Origin of the sequence: Blastomonas sp., from assembly GCF_030373265.1 — a bacterium.
In the GTDB taxonomy this organism is placed as follows: domain Bacteria; phylum Pseudomonadota; class Alphaproteobacteria; order Sphingomonadales; family Sphingomonadaceae; genus Blastomonas.
Window position 1 is genome coordinate 32,134 of the sequence record NZ_JAUCZC010000022.1, and the last position, 22,460, is coordinate 54,593.

Sequence of the window (22,460 nt, forward strand, 5' to 3'; positions counted from 1 at the left end):
TCCGTTTTGCCATGACCACCGATCGGCTCATCATCACCGGCTTTTCCAACCCCGCGGTCAAGGCGGCGCGCAGCTTGCGCGAGAAGAAGCACCGCAAGCGCGAGGGCCGCTTCCTCGCCGAGGGCCTCAGGCTGCTGACCGAGGCGCGCGAGGCGGGGATCGTGCCCGAAGCCCTGTGGCTGGGCCAGCACCGCGACCCGCACCCTCTGGTCGACGCGCTCGAACGCGCGGTGAGCGACGCCGGCGGGACGATCTACGAGACCACCACCGACATCCTGTCCAAGATCTCGGGCAAGGACAATCCGCAGACCGTGCTGGGCGTGTTCGCCGACCTGCCGACTGCGCTTGATCATCTCGACCGCTCGCGCTCGGCCATCTGGCTGGTGGCGCAGGCGATGCGCGATCCCGGCAACCTCGGCACCATGCTGCGCACCTGCGACGCGGTGGGGGCGGGCGGGCTGATCCTGGTCGACCAGTGCGTCGATCCGTTCTCGGTCGAGGCGGTGCGCGCCAGCATGGGCGCGGTGTTCACCGTGCCGCTGGCGCAGGCCGGCTGGGACGAGTTCCTGCCCTGGCTGCGCGCTGGCCCCGGGCAGCTGGTCGGCACCAGCCTCAACACCACCCACGACTATCGCGGCGCGGCCTATGCCCGCCCCACCTTCCTGCTGATCGGCAACGAGGCGCAGGGGCTCCCCGAGGCGTACGAGGCCGAGTGCGACCTGCTGGTCAAGATCCCGATGCTGGGCAAGGCCGACAGCCTCAACGCCGCGGTGGCCGGTGCTGTGATGGCGTACGAGGTGCTGGCACAGCAGGGGTGAGGGCGGCGGCTCTCTCCCGTTGAGCTTCGCTCGCCTGCGGCTCAGGGGAGAGATACGCAGGCTTGCCAGCGTGCTGGCTAGCCGGAGTTGAGAGGGCCTGTGGCAATCGCGAGGTTGCACGACGCCCCCCCCTCCCAACCCTCTCCCCTGAAGGAGAGAGGGCTTCATCCCCGCAACCGCCTCTTCCCCTTCAGCCGGCTGGTCAGGTGATACCGCCCGCAGCGATCGCAGGCATAAGGGCGCAGTTCGACGTCTGCCGCCAGCGCCGCAGCGACGGCCTCTGCTTCGCTCGCATACTGGCGCTTGCGCTGGCAGATGCTGAGGCGGGTGCTGGGCATGGTTCCCTCTTGCACCAGCGCCGCGCTTTGCGCCATGACGATGGCATGATCACTTGCTTTCGGCGTTGCGCCCTCTCCGTTCTGGCCCTGGCGGCCGCTGTGTCACCTCTCGCCGCCGCCGCGCAGGACAAGCCCGCGCCGATCAGCGAATCCGAGGTGCGCACCCATATCGCGATCCTGGCCAGCGACGATTTCGAGGGCCGCGCGCCGGGTACCTCGGGCGAGACCAAGACGCTCGATTATCTCGCCAAGACCTGGGCGTCCTACGGGCTGGTCTCGGGCACCAATGACGCGGCCACGCCCTGGTTCCAGCCGGTGCCTTTGGTCGAGCGCAAGCCTTATGCGCACCGCTTTAGCGCGATGCGCGGCAGCCGGACGATCCGGATCGACAGCGACGCCGTGATCCTTGCGAGCAAGGATACGCAGGGCCAGGCGCGCGGCGAACCTTTGTTCGTCGGCTACGGCGTCGCGGCGGACGGCACGCTCAACGCCGATGTCGCCGGGCGCATCGTCATCATGCTGTCGGCCGAGCCGAAGTTCGAAGGCGCCGCCAAATTGCCCAGCCGGCGCGAGCGCGAGAAACTGCTCGCCGAGGCAGGCGCGGCCGCCGTGCTGCTGACCGCGCCCGATGGCATGTCCTGGGGCGCCGTGCGCTCTGCCCTGGGCAGCGGGTCGATGCGGCGGGCGAGCGACGATGCCGCGCCGCCGATCAGCGGGCTGTTGCGCGCCGATGCGCTCAAGGCGCTACTCAGGCCCGCCGGGCTGTCACCGGCCGCGGCGATGCGCCAGGCGGGTGAGCCCGGCTTTGCGCCGGTCAGCCTGCCGGTGACGCTCGACCTCGCCGCGACCACCAGCGTGCGCGCGTTCGACAGCCACAACGTCATCGCCAAGCTGCCGGGTGCCAGGCCCGGATCGGGCGCGATCCTGCTGCTGGGGCATTGGGACCATTTCGGCATCTGCCGCAGCGAGGAGGCCGAGGACCGGATCTGCAACGGCGCGGTCGACAACGCCAGCGGCATGGCGGTGCTGCTGACCATCGCCGAACGGCTGGCACGCAGTGCTGAGATGGGTGCGCCGCTCGACCGCGATGTCTATTTCATGGGCACCACCGCCGAGGAGCGCGGGCTGCTGGGCGCGTATCATTTCGCGGACAACCCCAATGTGCCGCTCGACCAGATCCTGGTCGCGCTCAATGTCGATACCGTGGCGATCGCGCCCAAGGGTGCGCCTGTCGCGATCGTCGGGCGCGGCGAGACCGGGCTCGACGAGATCGTCGACAGCATCGCGATCGCGGCCGGGCGCACGGTCGAAACCGGGACCGAGGCCAACGCCTTCATCCGCCGCCAGGACGGCTGGGCGCTCGCCGCCAAGGGGGTCAAATCGATCATGGCGGGCGGCTCGTTTGCCGACATGGCGCTGCTGCAGGCGTTCCTCACCACGGTCTATCACCAGCCCGAAGACGAGCTGACCGATGCCACGCCGCTGGGCGGAGCGGCGGATGATGCCAATCTGCACGTCGATCTGGTGCGACATTTTGCCGATGAAGCGAAATATACCCCCGCAGCCACTGGCGATTGACGCGCAGCTTGGTTACATGGGCCGCCACCAGAAACCAGATTCGGATCAAGAAAGTGGCATTCCGCATGGACATCCCCCTCGGCCTTACCTTTGATGATGTCCTGCTGCGGCCTGCGGCATCCGAAATCGTGCCCAGCCAGGCCGATACCGCGACATACCTCACCAAATCGATCCGGCTGAACATCCCGGTGCTGTCCTCGGCGATGGACACGGTGACCGAGGCGCGGATGGCGATCGTGATGGCGCAATTGGGCGGCATCGGCGTGCTCCACCGCAACCTGACGATCGAGGAACAGATCGCCGCGGTGCGCCAGGTCAAGCGCTTCGAAAGCGGCATGGTGGTCAACCCGATCACCATCACCCCCGATGCGCCGCTCGCCGAAGCGCAGGCGCTGATGCGGCTGCACGCGATCTCGGGCATCCCGGTGGTCGAAGCCTCGGGCAAGCTCGCCGGCATCCTCACCAACCGCGACGTGCGCTTTGCCGAGAACCCCAACCAGCCGGTGCGCGAGCTGATGACCAGCGAGAACCTCGCCACCGTTCCCGCCGATGTTGGCCAGGAAGACGCACGCCGCCTGCTGCACCAGCGCCGCATCGAAAAGCTGCTGGTGGTCGATGGCAACTATCACTGCATCGGGCTGATCACGGTCAAGGACATCGAAAAGGCGGTGATGAACCCCGATGCGACCAAGGACGCCGCGGGCCGTCTCCGCGTCGCTGCCGCCTCCACCGTGGGCGAGGCGGGCTTCGAGCGCAGCAAGGCGCTGATCGATGCCGAATGCGATGTCATCGTGGTCGATACCGCGCATGGCCACTCCAAGATGGTCGCGGTCGCGGTCGAGGCGATCAAGAAATATTCGAGCAAGGTGCAGGTGATCGCGGGCAATGTCGCCACCGCCGGCGCCACCCGCGCGCTGATCGATGCGGGCGCCGACGGCATCAAGGTCGGAATCGGCCCCGGGTCGATCTGCACCACCCGCGTGGTCGCGGGCGTCGGCGTGCCGCAGCTTTCGGCGATCATGGAATCGGCCGAGGAAGCCGACAAGTCGGGCATTCCGGTGATCGGCGATGGCGGCCTGCGCACCTCGGGCGATGCCGCCAAGGCGCTCGCTGCGGGCGCCTCGACCATCATGATCGGATCGATGCTCGCGGGCACCGAAGAGGCGCCGGGCGAAACCTTCCTGTATCAGGGCCGGGCGTACAAGAGCTATCGCGGCATGGGCAGCGTCGGCGCGATGGCGCGCGGCAGCGCCGACCGCTATTTCCAGCAGGACATCAAGGACCAGTTGAAGCTCGTCCCCGAAGGCATCGAGGGCCAGGTGCCGTTCAAGGGCCCGGCGCGCGATGTCGTCCACCAGCTTGTCGGCGGGATCAAGGCGGCGATGGGCTATACCGGATCGCCGACGATCGACTCGCTGCGCCGCAACGCCGAGTTCGTGCGCATCACCAATGCCGGCCTGCGCGAAAGCCATGTCCACGACGTCTCCATCACCCGGGAGGCTCCCAATTACCCGACCCGCTGACGCTCGATGATCGAACTGATCCCCTATATGCTGATGCTGGTCTGGCCCGCGCCCGATCAGCCCGGCGGGTTCGAGATCGAGCGGGTAGCGAGCCTGTTCGCCAGCGAGGCGGACTGCGACCAGGCGGCAGCACAGTTGGTCGCCGACGCGTCGGGCAGAGCGATGGCGCATCGCTGCCTGCCGGTGCCCAACACCACAGAATATGACCGGCTGTTCGCGCAGATCGACGCGAAACGCAGCGCACCTTCGCCCGAGCGCGGCGAATGACGCCTGCGGCCCGCGTCCAGGCGGCGATCGATCTGGTCGATGCGATCCTCAAGGCCGCGCGCGGGCAGGGGGCGAGCGCGGACACCTTGGCGCGCAACTTCTTCCGCGATCGGCGCTATATGGGCTCGGGCGACCGCCGCGCGGTGCGCGAGCTTGCCTATCGCGCGGTCCGGCGCTTCGGCGAGATCCCCGATACCGGCCGCGCCGCGATGGCCGCACTGGCGCGCGAGGATGCAGAGCTAGCCGCGTTGTTCGACGGCAGCGGCTATGGCCCTGCGGCGCTCAGCGAGACTGAACCGGTGGCGAGCGGCGGGGTGATCCCCGGCTGGATCGAGGCGCGCCTGCCCGGATTGTTCGACGCCGCGGAGAAGGACGCGCTGCTCGACCGCGCCGCGCTCGACCTGCGCTACGCTCCCAACCGCACTGATCGTGCCGCGCTCGCCGCGCACTGGCCCGAGATCGAATTCAGCGACGCGCTGCCCCGTGCGGCGCGGCTGCCCAACGGCACCGCCATCGAGGACAGCGACCTGTGGCAACAGGGTGCGGTCGACGTGCAGGACTGGGGCAGCCAGGCGATCGTCGCGGCGTGCGATGGCGCCGATGCCACCTTAGTGATCGATCTGTGCGCCGGCGCGGGCGGCAAGACCCTGGCGCTCTCGGCGATGCTGCCCACCGCGCGGATCATCGCATCGGACACCAGCCGCGACCGGCTCGCGGCTATGGAACCGCGCCGCAGGCGGGCCGGACCCGACACCATCGAGACTGTGCTGCTCAACCCCAAGCGCGAATGGGACAGCCTCGAGCCCTTCGAGGGCCAGGCCGATGTCGTGCTGGTCGATGCACCGTGCAGCGGCTCGGGCACCTGGCGGCGCAACCCCGAGACTCGCTGGCGGCTGACGCCTGATCGGCTCGACAAGCTCGTCGCCGAACAGGCGCGGCTGATCGCCATCGCGATGCGGCTGGTGCGGCCCGGCGGGGCTCTGGTCTATGCGGTGTGTTCGCTGCTCCCCGACGAGGGGCCCCGGCAGGTCGCACGCGCCTTGAAGGACCAGCCCGGTTGGCATATATCCTTGGAACATATGAACATTGGCCGTCCTGTTAGGGCCGATGGCGCGCTGGCCGGATCGCACGATTCCGCCGCCCAGCCCGCCGGAATGCTCCTGACGCCGCATCACGACGGCACCGATGGCTTTTTCTTCACAAGGGCGATCCGGTCGTGTTAGCCTTGCGGCCAACCTGGGAGACTATCATGCGTTTCACGCCCGCAGCCATCGCGCTGTCACTGGCTCTTGCCACCGTATCGAGCACCGGCATCGGCCAGCCGATCCGCTATGTCGTCAATCCCGCGTCGCAGGCGCTGCTCGACGAAGGCTCGCGCGTGCAGCAGACCGGCGATCTCGACGAGGCGATCGGGCTGTACGAGGCCGCGCTGGCGGTCGATCCGGGCAACCGCAGCGCCTATATCGCGCTGGCGCAGGTCGCGAGTGCGCAGAACCTGCCCGGCAAGGCGATCCGCTTCTACCGCGAGGCGCTCCGTCTCGACCCCAATGACGTCGCCGCATTGGCAGGCCAGGGCGAAGCGATGGTCCAGCGCGGCGCGGTCGAAAAGGCCCGCCGCAACCTGGTGCGCATCGAAGCTTTGTGCACCACCGGCTGCACCGAAGCCGGCCGCCTGACCACCGCCATCGACACCGCCGCCGCCCGCCCGGTGCTGTCGGCAGAGGCGGTCGCGTCCACGCCCACGGTGGCGCCGGTGACCGAGCAGCCTTGAGCCGGTTGGGCTGAGGCCCGCAGCCTTCGCAACACCTTGAAATCCTCCCCTGACAGGGGAGGGGGACCGCCCGCACAGCGGGTGGTGGAGGGGTGTCCACGTCGGCGAGAGGGTGACACCCCTCCGTCAGGCTACGCCTGCCACCTCCCCTTGCAGGGGAGGATTTCGAGCAAAAGTCGAATGGTGTTTCCATGGAATTTCTGGCGGTGGGCTCGTCTTGGGGCAGCCGTTCCAATGTGATGCTTCTTCGGCGATCACTGATGCAGCGGTGACCGGGCATCCTTGAACGCAGGTGGGCCGAGGCCCGAGGTCTTCGCGACCCCTTAAAATCCTCCCCTGGCAGGGGAGGGGGACCGCCCGCATAGCGGGTGGTGGAGGGGTGTCCACGTCGGCGAGAGGGTGACACCCCTCCGTCAGGCTACGCCTGCCACCTCCCCTTGCAGGGGAGGATTTTGGGGTGGTGCGCAGGCCAGCTTTGGGCCAATCTTGCTTGCGGTGACAGCATGGAGAAGCGTCATGCCCAGCTAGGCCAAATTCAACAGCGATGCCTTCGAAGCGATCCACGCGTCCGCCTCCACGCTGCGTAAGGTGGGGGCGATCGACAGGGCGACCATGCGCAGTTTCGACAAAAGCTGTCTGGCAGCGCCGCCTACACCAACCCCGAACAGATCAAACAACTGCGCGAAACGGATCGCGTAAGCCATCCGGTGTTTGCCCGCTATCTCAACACCAGCGAAAGTACCGTTGAGAAATGGGAAACCGGAGCCAAACGCCCCAGCGGCATGGCGCTCAAACTGCTCGCCGTCGTGCAGAAGCATGGGTTGGGAGTTTTGGGCTAGATTGGTGTTTCAGATGCCTTAGATACCCGATGACCACCGCTAGCCATCCGTGCTAAATCGCTGCCATGAATGAGGTCGAACAGAACATGGCGAACTGGGGCGCTTCGCTGTTCCAGAGCATCCCAGTAGGTGGTTTGATTGCCCGAAACGCCGTCGCCTATAAATGGAAGTCACTTTATCGCGTATGGATGCTGCGGGAGCTAGCACTCTGGCGAGAGTATGATCTGATGGTCCAGTCGTATGCGTTGCATCAGCAGGGGCACGTGCTTGGGGCGCGAATACTGCTGCGGTCCGGGTTCGAGACACTGGCGACGCTCACCTATCTCAATTTGCTGATGAAGCAGGTGCTTGACGGACAGCTTAATTTTCACCTTTTCGGCGAAAAGACCGCGTTGCTCCTGCTCGGTTCGCGCAACAACGAAGTTATGCCAAGCGCGGTCAACATCCTGACTGTCTTGGGAAAGTGTGACAAGCGATATCCCGGGCTGATGAAGCTGTATGAGGACCTGTCAGAGAGCGCGCACCCGAACTATGAAGGGATGATGGGGGGCTACGCGACCACCAATTACGACGAGTACGAAACGACGTTTTCGAACCGTTGGATGGAACTGCACGGCGACCGCCATCTCGATGCGATGATGCTGTGCATGGGCACGTTTCACCACGAGTACGACGATGTTTGGCCTGAGCTATTGGAGAAAGTTGAAAAGTGGGTCGAGGCCAGAGACGCTGAGCTTGAAGCTACGAAAGATGATCCTCTATCTAGATAATGAACCGATTGGCATAGTTCCAATGGGATACGAGACTTTCGGTTCATCCCCCCAACTCCCACCAATCCGCTCCGCCAGCACCCCGCGCACCCGCGCCACCACCGCCTCGGGCACCGTGTCCGCCTCGCGCATCAGCCCCAAAGTCCGCACATGCGCGAAGTCTTCCATCGGGACCCGCGCCACGCCGGGCGCGGTGAAGCAGTCGGGCATCACCGTCACGCCCACGCCGGCTGCGACCAACGCCAGGATGCGGTCGTCGTTGCGTGATCTTGCCGCGAAGAAGGGGCGGACGCCGCGCGCGGTGAAGTGCTGGCTGGTCGCGGTGAGCAATTCGCAGTGCCGCCGCACCAGCATCACGTTGTCGGCGAGCTCGTGCGCGGCGATTGAAGTGCGGCCGGCGAGCGGGTGGTTGGCGGGCAGCGCCAGGCCATAGCCTTCGCTCGCCACCGGCTCGAAATGCGCGCGCATCCGTCCCTGCGGCTCGAGCGTGATCGCCAGGTCGATCCGCGCTGCGGTCAGCCGGTCGATCAGCTCGCTGGCGCGGCCCTCGACGAACTCGGTGCGGATGCCGTCGATCTCGCCCAGCGCCTGCGCGATGCCTGCGACCACGCCGGTGGGGATGCTCGAGAGCACGCCCAGCCGCACGATCGCCTCGGGCTGGCGCTGCTGCATCGCCTGTTCGGCCAGGTTGAACTGCGCCTCGATCCGCCGCGCATGCTCGGCGAACTGCGCGCCATTGGGGGTGAGGTCGACGCGGCGGTTGGTGCGGTGGAACAGGCGCTGGCCCAAGGATTCCTCGAGCCGCGCGATGCCCACCGACAACGTCGGCTGAGTCACGTTGCAGCTCTCGGCAGCGCGGGTGAAATTGCCGTGTTCGACCACGGCGAGGAAGTAGCGCAGCAGATAGCGTTCGATCATAGACAGCGTCTAGGATAAACCCCTTTCAATATCAATTTTCCTTTGTTGACTTGGGGGCCTAGAACCGGAGCATTAAGAGCTCCAGGAGAGGATGCCACAATGTCCACGATGCCCGATTTCGACTTCGCTCTGGGCGAAGCCGCCGACATGATCCGCGACACCACCGCGCGCTTTGCCGCCGACAAGATCGCCCCGCTCGCCGCCAAGATCGACGCCGAGGACTGGTTCCCGGTCGAATTGTGGCCGCAGATGGGCGCGCTCGGCCTGCACGGCATCACCGTGGGCGAAGAAGACGGCGGGCTGGGCCTCGGCTATCTCGAGCATGTCATCGCGATGGAAGAGGTCAGCCGTGCGAGCGCGTCGCTGGGGCTGTCGTACGGCGCGCACTCCAACCTGTGCGTCAACCAGCTGCGCCGCTGGGGCAATCCCGAGCAGAAGGCCAAGTATCTGCCGGGGCTGATTTCGGGCCAGCATGTCGGATCGCTGGCGATGTCCGAAGCGGGCGCGGGCTCCGACGTGGTCTCGATGAAGCTCAAGGCCAGCGCGGTAGATGGCGGATACCGGCTCAACGGCACCAAGTTCTGGATCACCAACGCGGCCTATGCGAGCACGCTGATCGTCTATGCCAAGACGGGTGAGGGATCGGGCGGGATCACCGCGTTCATCATCGAAAAGGACATGCCGGGCTTCTCGATCGGGCAGAAGATCGCCAAGATGGGGATGCGCGGGAGTCCCACCGCCGAGCTGGTGTTCGACGATTGCTTCGTGCCGGAAGAGAACATCATGGGCCCGATGAACGGCGGCGTCGGCGTGCTGATGTCGGGCCTCGATTACGAGCGCGCGGTGCTTGCTGCCGGGCCCTTGGGCATCATGCAGGCGTGCCTCGACGTGGTGCTGCCGTATGTGCGCGAGCGCAAGCAGTTCGGCTCGCCCATCGGGTCGTTCCAGATGGTGCAGGCCAAGGTCGCCGACATGTACGTCGCGCTCAACAGCGCGCGCGCCTATGTCTATGCGGTCGCCCGCGCCTGCGATGCGGGCAAGACCACGCGGTTCGATGCGGCGGGGGCAATCCTGCTCGCCAGCGAGAACGCGGTGAAATGCTCGCTCGAGGCGATCCAGGCGCTGGGCGGGGCGGGCTATACCACCGACTGGCCGGTCGAACGCTTCCTGCGCGATGCGAAATTGTACGACATCGGGGCAGGCACCAACGAGATCCGGCGGTTCCTGATCGCGCGCGAACTGATTGGGGCACGGTGATGGTGGCATTTCAAATCCTCACCCGGAACGGGGAGGTGGCAGCGCGCAGCGCTGACGGAGGGGAAGCGGCTGGTCGCCATGCGGCGAGGGGGGCACAATCGCGCTTCCCCTCCACCGCTTCGCGGTCCCCCTCCCCTGGCAGGGGAGGATTTTCAGCATGACCGCGCCCACGCTCGACACCAAGATCGACACCCATTCAGACACCTACCGCGCATCGTTCACGCACAATGTCACCCTGCGCGATGAACTCTGGAGCAAAGTCGCCGAAGCCGCATTGGGCGGCAACGCCAAGTCGCGCGAGCGGCATACATCGCGCGGCAAGCTGCTTCCGCGCGAACGCGTCGAGCGGCTGCTCGATCCGGGCTCGCCGTTCCTCGAGATCGGCCAGCTCGCCGCAAACGACCTGTACGACGGCGAGATCCCCGGCGCAGGGATGATCGCCGGCATCGGCCGTGTGTCGGGCCGCCAGTGCATGATCGTGTGCAACGACGCCACGGTCAAAGGCGGCACGTACTACCCGATGACGGTCAAGAAGCACCTGCGCGCGCAGGAGATCGCCGAGGCCAACCGGCTGCCGTGCGTCTATCTGGTCGATTCGGGCGGCGCCAACCTGCCGCACCAGGCCGAGGTCTTCCCCGACCGCGACCATTTCGGCCGCATCTTCTTCAACCAGGCGAACATGTCTGCCAAGGGCATCCCGCAGATCGCCTGCGTGATGGGCAGCTGCACCGCGGGCGGGGCGTATGTGCCTGCAATGTCTGACGAAAGCGTCATCGTGCGCAACCAGGGCACGATCTTCCTCGCCGGCCCCCCGCTGGTCAAGGCCGCGACGGGCGAGGAGATAACAGCCGAGGATCTGGGCGGCGGCGACCTGCACGGGCGCAAATCGGGCGTGGTCGATCATGTCGCCGAGAACGACGAGCACGCGCTGACCATCGTGCGCGACATCGTCTCGCATCTGGGCCCGATCCCCAAGCCGAACATCGATGTCCGCGAACCACGCGCGCCCAGGTTCGATGCGGAAGAGCTGTACGGCATCATCCCCTCGGACGTCCGCGCGCCATACGATGTGCACGAGGTGATCGCGCGGATCGTCGACGGCAGCGAGTTTCACGAGTTCAAGGCGCTCTACGGCAGTTCCTTGGTCTGCGGTTTCGCGCATATCTGGGGAATGCCGGTGGCTATCCTCGCCAACAACGGCGTGCTGTTCAGCGAAAGCGCGGTCAAAGGCGCGCATTTCATCGAACTCGCCTGCCAGCGGCGCATTCCCTTGCTGTTCCTGCAGAACATCTCGGGCTTCATGGTCGGTGGCAAGTATGAGGCCGAAGGCATTGCCAAACATGGCGCGAAATTGGTCACCGCAGTCGCCACCGCGAGCGTTCCCAAGGTCACCGTGCTGATCGGCGGCAGCTTCGGCGCGGGCAATTACGGCATGTGCGGGCGCGCTTATAGCCCACGGTTCCTGTTCAGTTGGCCGAACTCGCGCATCAGCGTGATGGGTGGCGAGCAGGCGGCGTCCGTGCTCGCGACCGTCCACCGCGATGCCGACAGCTGGACCCCCGAGCAGGCCGAAGCCTTCAAGCAGCCGATCCGTGATGATTACGAGGCGCAGGGCAGTCCGTACCACGCGACCTCGCGGCTGTGGGACGACGGGGTCATCGACCCCGCGCAGACGAGGGACGTGCTGGGGTTGGCCTTCGCGGCGTGCCTCAACGCACCGGTCGAGGAGGGCACGCGGTTCGGCGTGTTCCGGATGTGATGGCGGTCTCGTCGCAAAATCCTCCCCGAAACGGGGAGGGGGACCATCCGCAGGATGGTGGAGGGGAAGCCGGATTGTGCCGTGTTCTAAGCGGAGTCACAATCCCGCTACCCCTCCACCGCTTCGCGGTCCCCCTCCCCCAAGGGGGAGGATTTTAGTCGTGCTGCGTTCGCCTCGAGCTCTAGTCAAACGCAGCCGTAAGCTGCGCAAGGCTATGTCGCTGCCCGAGGTGCTGTTGTGGCAGGAGTTGCGCAAGCGGCCTTCGGGGCTGAAGTTTCGCAGGCAGCACACCGTCGGGCATTATGTGCTCGACTTCTTTTGCGCCGAGGCATCGCTGTGCATCGAGATCGACGGCGAACAGCATAACGCGGGCGACCAGCCTGAATTTGATGACAGCAGGGGGGCTTGGCTCGACCTGCATGGAATAAAAACGCTGCGGATCAACGCTGCGGACGTTTTGAACAATCTGGAGAGTGTTGTGGAGCATATCGTGGACATCGCATTGCAGAGGCTTCCCCTCCACCGTCCTGCGGACGGTCCCCCTCCCCGTGCCGGGGAGGATTTGGGCGCATGCTGAAATCCCTCCTCATCGCCAACCGCGGCGAGATCGCCTGCCGGATCATCCGCACCGCGCGTGACATGGGTATCCGCACGGTCGCGGTGTATTCGGACGCCGATGCCAAGGCGCTGCATGTGCGCCAAGCCGATGAGGCGGTGCATATCGGGCCGTCGCCGGCGCGCGAGAGCTATTTGGTGGGCGAGAAGATCATCGCCGCCGCGAAACAGACCGGCGCCGAAGCGATCCATCCGGGCTATGGCTTCCTCTCGGAGAACGCGGAGTTCGCGCAGGCCGTGATCGACGCGGGGCTGATCTGGGTGGGGCCGAAGCCGGATTCGATCCGCGCGATGGGGCTCAAGGATGCCGCCAAGAAGCTGATGGACGCCGCGGGCGTGCCGACCACGCCGGGCTATCTGGGGGACAATCAGGACCCCGATTTCCTCGCCGAACAGGCGGACACAATCGGCTATCCGGTGCTGATCAAAGCGGTCGCGGGCGGTGGCGGCAAGGGGATGCGCAAGGTGGATGCGGCGGCGGAGTTCGCCGACGCGCTGGTCAGCTGCAAGCGCGAGGCCGCGGCCAGTTTCGGCAACGATGTCGTGCTGCTCGAAAAGTGGATCGAAAGCCCGCGGCATATCGAGGTGCAGGTGTTCGGCGATGCCCATGGCAATGTCGTCCACCTGTTCGAACGCGATTGCTCGCTGCAGCGCCGCCACCAGAAGGTGATCGAGGAAGCGCCCGCGCCCGGCATGGACCCAGCGACGCGCGAGGCGGTGTGCGGCGCGGCGGTGCGCGCGGCCAAGGCGGTGGATTATGAAGGCGCGGGCACGATCGAGTTCATCGCCGATGGGTCGGAAGGTCTGCGCGCGGACCGTATCTGGTTCATGGAAATGAACACCCGGCTGCAGGTCGAACATCCGGTGACCGAGGAGATCACCGGCGTCGATCTGGTCGAATGGCAGCTGCGCGTGGCGAGCGGCGAGCCGGTCCCGCTCAGGCAGGACGAGCTAGCTATCCAAGGCTGGGCGATGGAAGCGCGGTTGTATGCCGAGGACCCGGCGAAGGGGTTTCTGCCGAGCACGGGGCGGCTGGAACACCTGATCTTCGGTGACGCCGATCGGATCGAAACCGGGGTCGAGCAGGGCGGCGAGGTTTCGCCTTTCTATGATCCGATGATCGCCAAGATCGTGTGCCATGGCGAGACGCGCAGCGACGCCATTTCGGCGCTGGCGCAGGCGCTTAGCGAAACCGAAATCTGGCCGGTCAGGACCAATGCGGGCTTTCTGGTCCGCGCGCTGTGGTCAGACAGCTTCGTCGAGGCGGATCTGGATACTGGCTTTATCGCCAGGGCCGGCGATGCGCTGATTCCGTCCAGTGAACCCGAGGACGCCCTGTTCGACGTCGCCGCCCGGCTGGTTCAGGATTCTAGCACGCCCGTGCCCAATGCCGGCTTCCGCCTCAACGCCGCGCCGGCGCATCGCGTGACGTTGACCAGCGCCGGGGACACCCGGACGGTCGACATCGCGGCGATCGGCGATCGGGTTATCTCGGTCGGGGACGATACAGTGGATTGTTACCTTCCCGAACACACCGAAGCGGCGGTGGTGACCGGGCATCTGAGCGGCGACCAGGCGATCCTTTTTGCCGATGGCATGGCCTACGCGTTCGATCTGGTTGCGCGCGGCTCGGGCCATGCGGCGGCTGGGAGCGGCTCGATCCTCTCCCCGATGCCGGGCAAGGTGATCGCGGTGGATGTGACTGCGGGCCAGTCGGTGACCAAGGGGCAGAAATTGCTCACGCTCGAGGCGATGAAGATGGAGCATTCGCTGGTCGCGCCGTTCGATGGCGTGGTGGCGGAGCTCAATGCCAGCGAGGGTGCGCAGGTGCAGGTCGAGGCGTTGCTGGTGCGGATCGAGGCGGCGGCGGAGTGATGCGCGTAAACCTTCTCCCTTGACGGGAGAAGGATACGCAGCCTTGCTGAGCGCAGCGAGGCTAGGCGCAGTTGGATGAGGGTGAGTGGCCTATGGGCCATCTATCATTCTACCGTTGCTGCCCCCTCTCCCAGCTTCGACTAGGCAGCGAGCTGCCAAGTCTTCGCAACCCTCTCCCACGGAGGGGAGAGGGGGCGCGTCGAGGCAGAGGGGTTGATAAGGAAAAACCAATGGCAGGCAAATATTTCGACGAGTGGACCATCGGCGACCGGATCGAGCATGAGATCCGGCGGACGGTGACCGAGACCGACAATCTGCTGTTCAGCACGATGACCCACAACCCGCAGCCGCTGCACCTCGATGCCGAGGCGGCCAAGGCGAGCGAGTTCGGGCAGATCCTGGTCAACGGCACCTTCACCTTCAGCCTGATGGTCGGGCTGTCGGTGGGGGATACGACTTTGGGCACGCTGGTGGCGAACCTGGGGTACGACAAGCTTGTCATGCCCAAGCCGGTGTTCATCGGCGACACCATGCGTGCGACCAGCGAGGTGATGGAACTGACGCCATCGAAGTCGCGGCCCAATGCCGGGATCGTGACCTTCACCCACGAGCTGATCAACCAGCGCGACGAGGTGGTGTGCCGCTGCCTGCGGTCGGCCTTGATGAAGCGCAAGCCCGCCTGACCCGTCATTCCCGCCAGCGCGGGAATCCCGCTTCTAAGCTGAGGGCGGCGCACAAGCGGGACCCCCGCGTGCGCGGGGGTGACGATCAGCCTTTCGCATAGGCTGCAATCAAATCAGTGCCTTGCGTTGATTTGTATACGAAAATGCAACCCAACCCCTTGACCCCGCAAGCCCGCCCTGCGTCTAATGCAGTTAACCAAGAAACGGCAATCCGGGGTCAAACATCATGCGCGCATCACGTCTTCTCGCTTCGTTTCTGATGGGCGCTGCGGCCATCCCGGCTGTCCCTGCGTTCGCGCAGGAGGAGCCCGCCGCACCCCCCGCCGCCGTTTCCGCGCCCAAGGCTGCACCGGATCCGATGGATGCGACGCTGAAGGCGCTCTACGATGCCGAATGGGAGTGGCGGCAGGCCGAATATGCGCGGGTGAAGGAGGGCGGTCGCTGGATCCAGGGTGATCGGCTGGGCGACGTCACCGCCGAGGCGCAGGCGCGGCGGCTGGCCTATTGGACCGATGTGCTGCGCCAGCTCGATGCCATCCCGATGGACCAGCTCTCGCCCGAGGAACAGGTCAACGCCGCGGTGTTCCGCCAGTCGGTGTGGGAGAATGCCAACAGTATCGAGCACAAGACCTATGAGGCGCCGTTCAACAGCGACACCTTCTTTTGGGGCGGGCTGAACCCGCGCCAGGGCTTCCCCAACGCCGCCAGCTATCGCCGCTATCTGGGGCGGATGGGCGATCTGCCGCGCTATTTCGACGAGAACATCGTCAACATGCGCGCTGGGCTGGCACGCGGCTACACCGTGCCGCGCGTTGCCATCGAAGGCCGCGATGCGACGATCGAGGCTTATGCCGTCACCGGCGAGGCTAACCCGTTCTACGATGCGTTCCGCACGATGCCCGAGAGCATTCCGGCGGCCGAGCAGGCCGCGCTGCGCGCCGAGGCGCTCAAGGCGATTCAGACCTCGGTTGCGCCCGCCTACACCACGCTGCTGACCTTCATGCGCGGGGAATATATGCCCAAGGCGCGGACGCAGATCGACGCCTATTCGCTGCCCAACGGCAAGGCCTTCTATCAGGACCAGGTCAAGCTCTACACCACGCTCGACCTGACCCCCGACGAAATCCACGAGATCGGTCTCAAGGAGGTCGCGCGGATCGATGCCGATATGCAGAAGACGATGCGCGAGACGGGGTTCACCGGGACCTTCCCCGAGTTCCTGCAGTTCATGCGAACCGACCCGCAATTCTATGCCAAGACCCCGCGCGAATTGTTGTCCTATGCCGCCTATGTCACCAAGAGAATGGATGGCAAGCTCAAGGAAACCTTCAATTTCCTGCCGCGCTATCGGTTCAGCATCCTGCCGGTGCCCGACGTCATCGCGCCGATCTACACCTCGGGGCGCGGCGGGCTCGATAGCTGCCTGTTCAACACTTATGACCTGCCCTCGCGTCCGCTGTATAACCTCACCGCGCTGACGCTGCACGAGTGCATTCCGGGGCACAGCTTCCAGGCGGCGGTGGCGCTCGAGGCGCCCGATCGCCCCGACTTCCGCCGCCAGACCTATTTCTCGGGCTATGGCGAGGGCTGGGGGCTGTACACCGAATGGCTGGGCACCAAATTGGGGCTGTACGAGACCCCCTATGAGGAGTTCGGCCGTCAGACCTTCGAGATGTGGCGCGCGGTGCGGCTGGTGATCGACACCGGCATCCACACCCGCGGCTGGAGCCGGCAGAAGGCGATCGATTATCTCGCCGGGCACACCGCGCTGGCGCAGCGCGATGTCGAGACCGAGGTCGACCGCTATATCTCCTGGCCCGCACAGGCGCTCGCCTACAAATTGGGTGAACTGAGCCTGCGCCGGATGCGCGCCAAGGCCGAGGCGGAGCTGGGCACCGCGTTCGACCAGAGGCCGTTCCACGATGCCTTCCTCAACCTGGGGTCGGTCCCGCTGCCGGTGATGGAAGCGAAGATGGAAGAGTTCATCGCGCGGGAGAAGACCAAGCTCGCCAACGCTGGCAAGCCCGCGCGATAGGCCCTATTCGTCGCCGTAGACCGCGACGCTGCTGGTGCCATCGCTGCTCGCCATGCCGCGATACATGCCCGGCGTGTCGAAGCTGTAGCCCTGATGGCCCCAGGGGGTGAGATAGATGATCCCGCCCGATCCGCCCAACGCGCCCATCTCGGCGATGACGGCATCGGCGATGCCCTGCACCTCTTCGGCCGACAGGGTGCTGGCGAGCAGCCGGTCCTGCGCGGGGGCATCAAGCGTCTTGCCGCCGCGCGCGGCCTCCTGGGTGAGGAATTCGGCGCGCGCCTCTGCCTTCATCCGGATGCGGGTGCAGATCTCGTGCGCCACGCCGACGCGGATGAAAAACTCGCCCGCGCCGGTGGCGGAGATCGCGCACGCGCGGTTGTCGGCATAGGTGCCCGCGCCGATCAGCGGGGAATCGCCGATGCGGCCATAGCGCTTGCCGGTGAGGCCACCGGTCGAGGTGCCCGCCGCGACATTGCCTTGCGCATCGCGCGCCACCGCGCCGACGGTGCCGTATTTGAGATCGACATCGAACCAGCCGACCTTCTTGGCCTTGAGCTCCTCAAGCTGGCGCTTGCGCTCGGGCGTGCCGAAATAGGCGTTGTCGACCTGATCGAGCCCCTGTTCCTTCGAGAAGCGATCCGCGCCTTCGCCCGAGAGCAGCACGTGCGGGCTTTCCTCCATCACCTTGCGCGCGAGCAGGATCGGGTTGCGGGTGTGGTGCGCGCGCGCGATCGCGCCTGCCTTGCGCTCGGCACCGTCCATCACCGCGGCATCGAGCTCGTTGGTGCCTTCATAGGTGAACACCGCGCCATGGCCGGCGTTGAAATTGGGGTCGTCCTCCAGCACCAGGATCGCGGCCTGCACCGCATCCATTGCTGCGCCGCCCGATTGGAGCACCGCCGATCCCGCCTCGAGCGCCCTGGCCAGCGCCGCGCGCACCGCAGCATCGGTTTCCGGTTTGATTCGCGAGCGTTCGATGATGCCGGCGCCGCCGTGGATGACCAGCGACCAGCCGGGTTCTGCCGATGTTTCGGGCGTGGCGGCGGCGGGGGTGGCAAGCGACATCAATAAGGCTCCAAGCAACAGGGACAGACGCACGGGACAGCTCCTCAGGTCAGGCATGCGGGACTAGGCAGGTTGTCCGCGCCGCGCAATTCAACTTTCGTGCACAACCGGGGCTAGAAAAGCAAACCTCTGTGCGGCAAGCATGGTTCCACGCGATCGACCGGCATAGCGGGGGCAAGCATGACACAGAACGAGGCGACAGGCGAAATCACGATTGCGCAGGATGATCTGAGCGGGGCGGATATCCGGGCGCTGCTCGAATATCATCTCGCGCAGATGGCGGCGCATTCGCCGATCTGCTCGGTCCATGCCTTTCCGGTCGAGCGGCTGCGCGCGCCCGATGTCACCTTCTATGCGCTGCGGGTGAGCGACAGGCTTGCCGGGTGCGGCGCGCTCAAGCAGATCGACGCGGGGCATGGCGAGCTCAAGTCGATGCGCACCGATCCGGCTTTTGTGCGGCGCGGGCTGGGCGAGGCGATGCTGCTGCACCTGATCGCCGAGGCGCGGGCACGCGGCTATACACGGCTGAGCCTCGAGACCGGATTGCCCGAACCATTCCATCCCGCGCACGCGTTGTATCGCAAGCACGGCTTCGAACGCTGCGCGCCTTTCGGCGACTATTTCGAAGACCCGTTCAGCATGTGCATGACGCGCATGCTCTAGGCTCGATCAGCGGATCACCGAAACGTCGGCGATCCATACCCGCGGCCATTCCCACACCCCGCGGCACTCGCCCATTTCGTGCTTTTCGCTCAGGCGAAACATCTCGCCGTCCCAGGCATAGCTGCTCGCCACCCCGCAATCGCCGATGCCGCGGCCCTTGGCACGGTCGAACAAGGTGCCGGTCTCTGCCGTCCAATCGGCGTTGACCACCTGCGGCACCTGATCGTCGCCGCCCCAGCCGGTGGGGCTGTCGAATTTGGCGGGGGCGAATTCCCACCCCGCATTGGGGTCTTCCATCGGCCGGGTGGCGACCATCACCGCCGACCCGAAATTGTACGCGCCCGAATCGCAGGCGATCAGCACCAAAGCCATATCCAGCCCGCCGCGCTGGCCCAGCGGATGCACCGTGTCCTCGGCGCCCTCCATCCGGTATTCGCACCCGCTTTCGGCGATGATCTCGGGGTAGCGCTTGAGATCGGGGAGCTCGGTCAGCTTCGAGGCGGCGCGCGCGGTGAGCTGCGGCAGCGGCGGGGGCAGGGCGGTGTCGGGCTTGGTCCCGGTGGCGATGATCGCGCCTCGGGTGCCTGCGCGCTGCTGCGTCGCATCGATGAAGCGCAGCGCCGCCGAAGAGCCCGCCAGCGACAGCGCCACCGTCCTGCCGTCGGACAGGATCATCGAGGCTTGGCTGCCATTGGCCAGCGCACGGGCGATGGCAAGCGCTTGGCCCTCGTCCAGCACAGTGTCACCTTCGGTGTCCTGCGTTCCGGACAGCGCCGGCCGCGCGTCGATCTTCAGCCGCGCCGGGCCGGTCGCCATCTCTTCAGGCGGGGTGAGTTCGACGCGGAACGGTGCGTCGGGGCCGCCCTCGCGCCAGAGGCGCAGCGCCATCGCGGTGGTGAAATCGCCGCCTTCCTCGGCCAGCGTCCCTGCCTCGCAGTTCCATGCATTGTCGCAGGCGACATACCAGTCCTTGAAGGTCTTGGTCTCGCCGGGCACCTGATCCGGGGCGGCGGTCGCCACTGCGGCGGCGATGAGCAATGCAGGCATCAGCATGGGCGTTCCTCGATCCTAGCCAGAGACGGAATCATCGGTTATGCGGCGGGCCTATCCTATTCCAGCGGCACCAGAAAGAGACACTTATGGACAAAATGGCAGTTATCGGCGCGGGCCAGATGGGCGCGGGCATCGCACAGGTCAGCGCGCAGGCAGGCTATCACGTGTTCCTCTCGGATGTGTCGGTGGAGCTTGCTGAAAAGGGCAAGGCCGGCATCGCCAAGCAGCTGGCGCGCGCGGTCGAAAAAGGCAAGCTGGACTCCGCCGACGCCGACGCGGCGCTGGCGCGGATCGAGCCGGTGGGCGATTATGCCAAGATGGCGGACGCTGGCCTGATCATTGAGGCGGCGACCGAACGCGAGGACATCAAGCGCGCGATCTTCGAGAATGTCGGCAAGGTGCTTGCGTCTGACGCGATCCTCGCCAGCAACACCTCGTCGATCCCGATCACCCGCATGGCCGCGGCCAGTCCCGATGCCTCGCGCTTCGTCGGCGTGCACTTCTTCAATCCGGTGCCGGTGATGGGGCTGATCGAGCTGATCCGCGGGCTGGCGACATCGGATGCGACGGTCGAATTCGTCCGCGGCTATGCCGAGCGCATCGGCAAGCGCGTGGTGCAGGCCAACGACGCGCCGGGCTTCATCGTCAACCGCATCCTGTTGCCGATGCTCAACGAGGCGTGTTTCGCGCTGGGCGAGGGCGTGGCCACCATCGAGGATATCGATGCTGCGGTGCAACTGGGGCTCAACCACCCGATGGGCCCGCTGACGCTCGCCGATTTTATCGGGCTCGACACGTGCCTGAGCATCACTCAGGTGCTGCACAGCTCGACCGGCGACCCCAAGTTCCGGCCCGCGCCGCTGCTGGTCAAATATGTCGAGGCCGGCTGGCTGGGCCGCAAGACCAAGCGCGGGTTCTACGATTATTCGGGCGAAACCCCCGTGCCGACGCGCTGATAGTCTGGCAGGCTGACAGACCCGGCGAACTGCGATATACTGCGGTTCGCCGGGGCGCGCCGACAGTTCAACTACCGGAGACCGACAATGACCGCCCATTCGCTCAAGATCGATATCGTGTCAGACGTGGTCTGCCCGTGGTGCATCATCGGCTACAAGCAGCTGCAAAAGGCGCTCGATATCGTCGGCGACGAGGTTGTGCCCGAGATCACCTGGCATCCGTTCGAGCTCAATCCGCAGATGGCCCCCGAGGGCGAGGACATCTCCGAGCACGTCGCGCGCAAATATGGCGCGTCGCCCGAGCAGAGCGCGGCCAACCGGTCGCGGCTCAAGGACACCGGCGAGCGGCTGGGTTTCGCCTTCAACCACGCGCCCGGGATGCGGATCTACAACACGTTCAAGGCGCATCAACTGCTCACCTGGGCGGGCGATACCCAGGGCAGCGAGGCGCAGACGCGTCTCAAGCTGGCGCTGTTTGCGGCGTATTTTCAGGACAATCGCGATGTCAGCGATGAAGAGGTGCTGCTCGATGTCGTCGCCGATACCGGGCTTGACGCAGACGAGGGCCGCGCGGTGCTCAACGATCCCGACAACGAAGCCGAAGTCCGCGCGCATCTCGCCCACTGGATCGAACAGGGCATCAGCGGCGTGCCCGCGATCATCTTCGACGGCAAATACCTCGTCCCCGGCGCGCAAGAGGCGGAGACCTTCGTCAATGTCATCCGCAAGGTGCGTGAGAAGGCGATGGCTTGAGAGGGTAAGTACGGTCGCTCAGTCGCGGGTTCAAACTCACCTCCGCTCAGCCTGAGCCTGTCGAAGGCCCCGCGCCTTCCTATGGCGGGGTCACATCATACCCCGCTCAGCCTGAGTTTGTCGAAGGCCCCGCGCCCACCCTTTCCGTATTGAGATCGGTTCCGCGCAAGGTTCGAAATCAATTCCCAGTCTCCCGCTATTAATGCTTCCTTCTTTGCACGAGACCAGCCTTTGATCTGCTGCTCGACCCAAAAGGCATGGTCGCGTGTCGCAAAATCTTCCGACCAGATTAGTTCTACCGGTCGGCGCTTGGCCGTGTATCCGCCCAGTGCGCCAGCTTGATGTTGAGAGAGACGGTGATCGAGATCATCGGTGTGACCGGCGTAATAGCTGCCATCGTTGCATCGCAGGAGGTACGCGTAAAAGGCCATGTCCTATACGCTGGCGTCTTCGCGGGGCCTTCGACAAGCTCAGGCTGAGCGGAGCTGGGCACAAGGCCAGAGACTAGGTGGGGAGCCCTAAACCAACCCCAATCGCGCCAGCTCGCCCAGCATCTCGGCGGGCATCATGTCCGCCTCGCTCATCCCCTCACCAAGGTCCGCAGGCGCGTCGGCCTCTTCCAGATAGCGCCAGCCCTGGTGCGCGCGGCGGGGGATGGATTGCACCGCGATCAGGCGCGGTTCGATCCGGATCCAGGTGCGCCCCTGGCCATTGTCCATGAAGCCCAGCAGCGGGCTGCGGCCGATGATCGCCTTGTTGAAGATCCAGTAGAGCGATCCGCTCGCCATCTCCTCGTGGCGCTTGGGCATATAGCGCGTGGTCAGCCGCGCCTCACCGAGCGATGCATGGCTCTCCAGCCACTCCCGCAGCGAAGCCGCGCTCTGCGCCCCAAAGGCGATCTTGGTCATGCTGAGCGGCACG

Annotated in this window: 24 protein-coding genes; 17 read left to right on the top strand and 7 right to left on the bottom strand. The window is 65.7% G+C overall.

Features of this window, described 5'->3' with window-relative positions; translation table 11 throughout:
- Positions 1-11: 11 nt before the first annotated feature.
- Positions 12-818, top strand: a complete 807-nt coding sequence (locus tag QUV11_RS13235) for an RNA methyltransferase (RefSeq protein ID WP_300883364.1) — start codon at positions 12-14, stop codon at positions 816-818.
- Positions 819-982: 164 nt separating this feature from the next.
- Here the strand turns inward: QUV11_RS13235 and QUV11_RS13240 are convergent, their stop codons facing one another.
- Positions 983-1,156 (bottom strand): hypothetical protein, encoded by a 174-nt coding sequence (locus tag QUV11_RS13240; RefSeq protein ID WP_300883365.1) that lies wholly within the window; start codon positions 1,154-1,156, stop codon positions 983-985.
- A gap of 99 nt (positions 1,157-1,255) precedes the next feature.
- On the opposite strand from QUV11_RS13240, the gene QUV11_RS13245 reads away from it, so the two are divergent.
- The 5 genes from QUV11_RS13245 to QUV11_RS13265 all read left to right on the top strand — a co-directional run bounded on the left by QUV11_RS13245 (position 1,256) and on the right by QUV11_RS13265 (position 6,295).
- The gene (locus QUV11_RS13245) at positions 1,256-2,734 is read left to right on the top strand and encodes a M28 family peptidase (RefSeq protein WP_300883366.1); all 1,479 of its coding nucleotides are present in this window, start codon (positions 1,256-1,258) and stop codon (positions 2,732-2,734) included.
- 65 nt (positions 2,735-2,799) lie between these two features.
- Positions 2,800-4,257 (top strand): IMP dehydrogenase, encoded by a 1,458-nt coding sequence (gene guaB, locus QUV11_RS13250; RefSeq protein ID WP_300883367.1) that lies wholly within the window; start codon positions 2,800-2,802, stop codon positions 4,255-4,257.
- Between the two features lie 6 nt (positions 4,258-4,263).
- A complete protein-coding gene (locus QUV11_RS13255; RefSeq protein WP_300883368.1) occupies positions 4,264-4,524 on the top strand; it encodes a hypothetical protein in 261 nt (86 codons plus the stop codon).
- Positions 4,521-5,747, top strand: a complete 1,227-nt coding sequence (locus tag QUV11_RS13260; protein ID WP_300883369.1) for an RsmB/NOP family class I SAM-dependent RNA methyltransferase — start codon at positions 4,521-4,523, stop codon at positions 5,745-5,747. Before QUV11_RS13255 ends, QUV11_RS13260 begins: the two co-directional genes overlap by 4 nt.
- Positions 5,748-5,773: 26 nt before the next feature.
- A complete protein-coding gene (locus QUV11_RS13265) occupies positions 5,774-6,295 on the top strand; it encodes a tetratricopeptide repeat protein (RefSeq protein WP_300883370.1) in 522 nt (173 codons plus the stop codon).
- Positions 6,296-6,819: 524 nt separating this feature from the next.
- Here the strand turns inward: QUV11_RS13265 and QUV11_RS17195 are convergent.
- A complete protein-coding gene (locus QUV11_RS17195; protein WP_367279860.1) occupies positions 6,820-6,999 on the bottom strand; it encodes a hypothetical protein in 180 nt (59 codons plus the stop codon).
- 3 nt (positions 7,000-7,002) lie between these two features.
- Between QUV11_RS17195 and QUV11_RS17200 the strand changes: the two genes are divergently transcribed.
- Positions 7,003-7,134: a helix-turn-helix domain-containing protein gene (locus QUV11_RS17200; RefSeq protein ID WP_367279861.1), complete on the top strand. Its 132-nt coding sequence runs from the start codon at positions 7,003-7,005 to the stop codon at positions 7,132-7,134.
- A gap of 65 nt (positions 7,135-7,199) precedes the next feature.
- A complete protein-coding gene (locus QUV11_RS13275) occupies positions 7,200-7,904 on the top strand; it encodes a hypothetical protein (RefSeq protein ID WP_300883372.1) in 705 nt (234 codons plus the stop codon).
- Here the strand turns inward: QUV11_RS13275 and QUV11_RS13280 are convergent.
- Positions 7,893-8,822 carry a LysR family transcriptional regulator gene (locus tag QUV11_RS13280; protein ID WP_300883373.1) on the bottom strand — a complete coding sequence of 310 codons (930 nt, stop codon included), beginning with the start codon at positions 8,820-8,822 and terminating at the stop codon, positions 7,893-7,895. The two genes, QUV11_RS13275 and QUV11_RS13280, sit on opposite strands and share 12 nt — an antisense overlap.
- Before the next feature lie 108 nt (positions 8,823-8,930).
- Between QUV11_RS13280 and QUV11_RS13285 the strand changes: the two genes are divergently transcribed.
- From QUV11_RS13285 to QUV11_RS13310, 6 genes are all read left to right on the top strand, one after another.
- Positions 8,931-10,079 carry an acyl-CoA dehydrogenase family protein gene (locus QUV11_RS13285; protein WP_300883402.1) on the top strand — a complete coding sequence of 383 codons (1,149 nt, stop codon included), beginning with the start codon at positions 8,931-8,933 and terminating at the stop codon, positions 10,077-10,079.
- A 157-nt stretch (positions 10,080-10,236) separates the two neighbouring features.
- Positions 10,237-11,838 (top strand): carboxyl transferase domain-containing protein, encoded by a 1,602-nt coding sequence (locus QUV11_RS13290; protein WP_300883374.1) that lies wholly within the window; start codon positions 10,237-10,239, stop codon positions 11,836-11,838.
- A 160-nt stretch (positions 11,839-11,998) separates the two neighbouring features.
- On the top strand, positions 11,999-12,415 hold the full coding sequence (locus tag QUV11_RS13295) for an endonuclease domain-containing protein (protein ID WP_300883375.1): 417 nt from the start codon (positions 11,999-12,001) through the stop codon (positions 12,413-12,415).
- Positions 12,409-14,328, top strand: coding sequence for an acetyl/propionyl/methylcrotonyl-CoA carboxylase subunit alpha (locus QUV11_RS13300; protein WP_300883376.1), 1,920 nt, complete (start codon positions 12,409-12,411; stop codon positions 14,326-14,328). The genes QUV11_RS13295 and QUV11_RS13300 overlap by 7 nt, the downstream gene beginning before the upstream one ends.
- A 230-nt stretch (positions 14,329-14,558) precedes the next feature.
- Complete coding sequence (locus QUV11_RS13305) at positions 14,559-15,011, top strand: MaoC family dehydratase (RefSeq protein WP_300883377.1); 453 nt, start codon at positions 14,559-14,561, stop codon at positions 15,009-15,011.
- Positions 15,012-15,237: 226 nt separating this feature from the next.
- Positions 15,238-17,046, top strand: a complete 1,809-nt coding sequence (locus QUV11_RS13310) for a DUF885 family protein (protein WP_300883378.1) — start codon at positions 15,238-15,240, stop codon at positions 17,044-17,046.
- A gap of 3 nt (positions 17,047-17,049) precedes the next feature.
- On the opposite strand, the gene QUV11_RS13315 is transcribed toward QUV11_RS13310, so the two are convergent.
- Positions 17,050-18,114 carry an isoaspartyl peptidase/L-asparaginase family protein gene (locus tag QUV11_RS13315; RefSeq protein WP_300883379.1) on the bottom strand — a complete coding sequence of 355 codons (1,065 nt, stop codon included), beginning with the start codon at positions 18,112-18,114 and terminating at the stop codon, positions 17,050-17,052.
- Positions 18,115-18,294: 180 nt separating this feature from the next.
- Here QUV11_RS13315 and QUV11_RS13320 point away from each other — a divergent pair, with 180 nt between their 5' ends.
- Positions 18,295-18,777 carry a GNAT family N-acetyltransferase gene (locus QUV11_RS13320; protein WP_300883380.1) on the top strand — a complete coding sequence of 161 codons (483 nt, stop codon included), beginning with the start codon at positions 18,295-18,297 and terminating at the stop codon, positions 18,775-18,777.
- Between the two features lie 6 nt (positions 18,778-18,783).
- Here the strand turns inward: QUV11_RS13320 and QUV11_RS13325 are convergent, their stop codons facing one another.
- Entirely contained in the window at positions 18,784-19,830 is a 1,047-nt protein-coding gene (locus QUV11_RS13325) for a DUF1176 domain-containing protein (protein WP_300883381.1), read from the bottom strand.
- 86 nt (positions 19,831-19,916) lie between these two features.
- On the opposite strand from QUV11_RS13325, the gene QUV11_RS13330 reads away from it, so the two are divergent.
- Entirely contained in the window at positions 19,917-20,786 is an 870-nt protein-coding gene (locus tag QUV11_RS13330) for a 3-hydroxybutyryl-CoA dehydrogenase (RefSeq protein ID WP_300883382.1), read from the top strand.
- An 87-nt stretch (positions 20,787-20,873) separates the two neighbouring features.
- Positions 20,874-21,539: a DsbA family oxidoreductase gene (locus QUV11_RS13335; protein WP_300883383.1), complete on the top strand. Its 666-nt coding sequence runs from the start codon at positions 20,874-20,876 to the stop codon at positions 21,537-21,539.
- 95 nt (positions 21,540-21,634) lie between these two features.
- Here QUV11_RS13335 and QUV11_RS13340 read toward each other — a convergent pair whose 3' ends face one another.
- Both QUV11_RS13340 and QUV11_RS13345 read right to left on the bottom strand, forming a co-directional pair.
- The gene (locus QUV11_RS13340; RefSeq protein WP_300883384.1) at positions 21,635-21,970 is read right to left on the bottom strand and encodes a GIY-YIG nuclease family protein; all 336 of its coding nucleotides are present in this window, start codon (positions 21,968-21,970) and stop codon (positions 21,635-21,637) included.
- A gap of 87 nt (positions 21,971-22,057) precedes the next feature.
- Positions 22,058-22,459, bottom strand: a complete 402-nt coding sequence (locus QUV11_RS13345; protein ID WP_300883385.1) for a DUF1489 domain-containing protein — start codon at positions 22,457-22,459, stop codon at positions 22,058-22,060.
- Position 22,460: the final 1 nt, after the last annotated feature.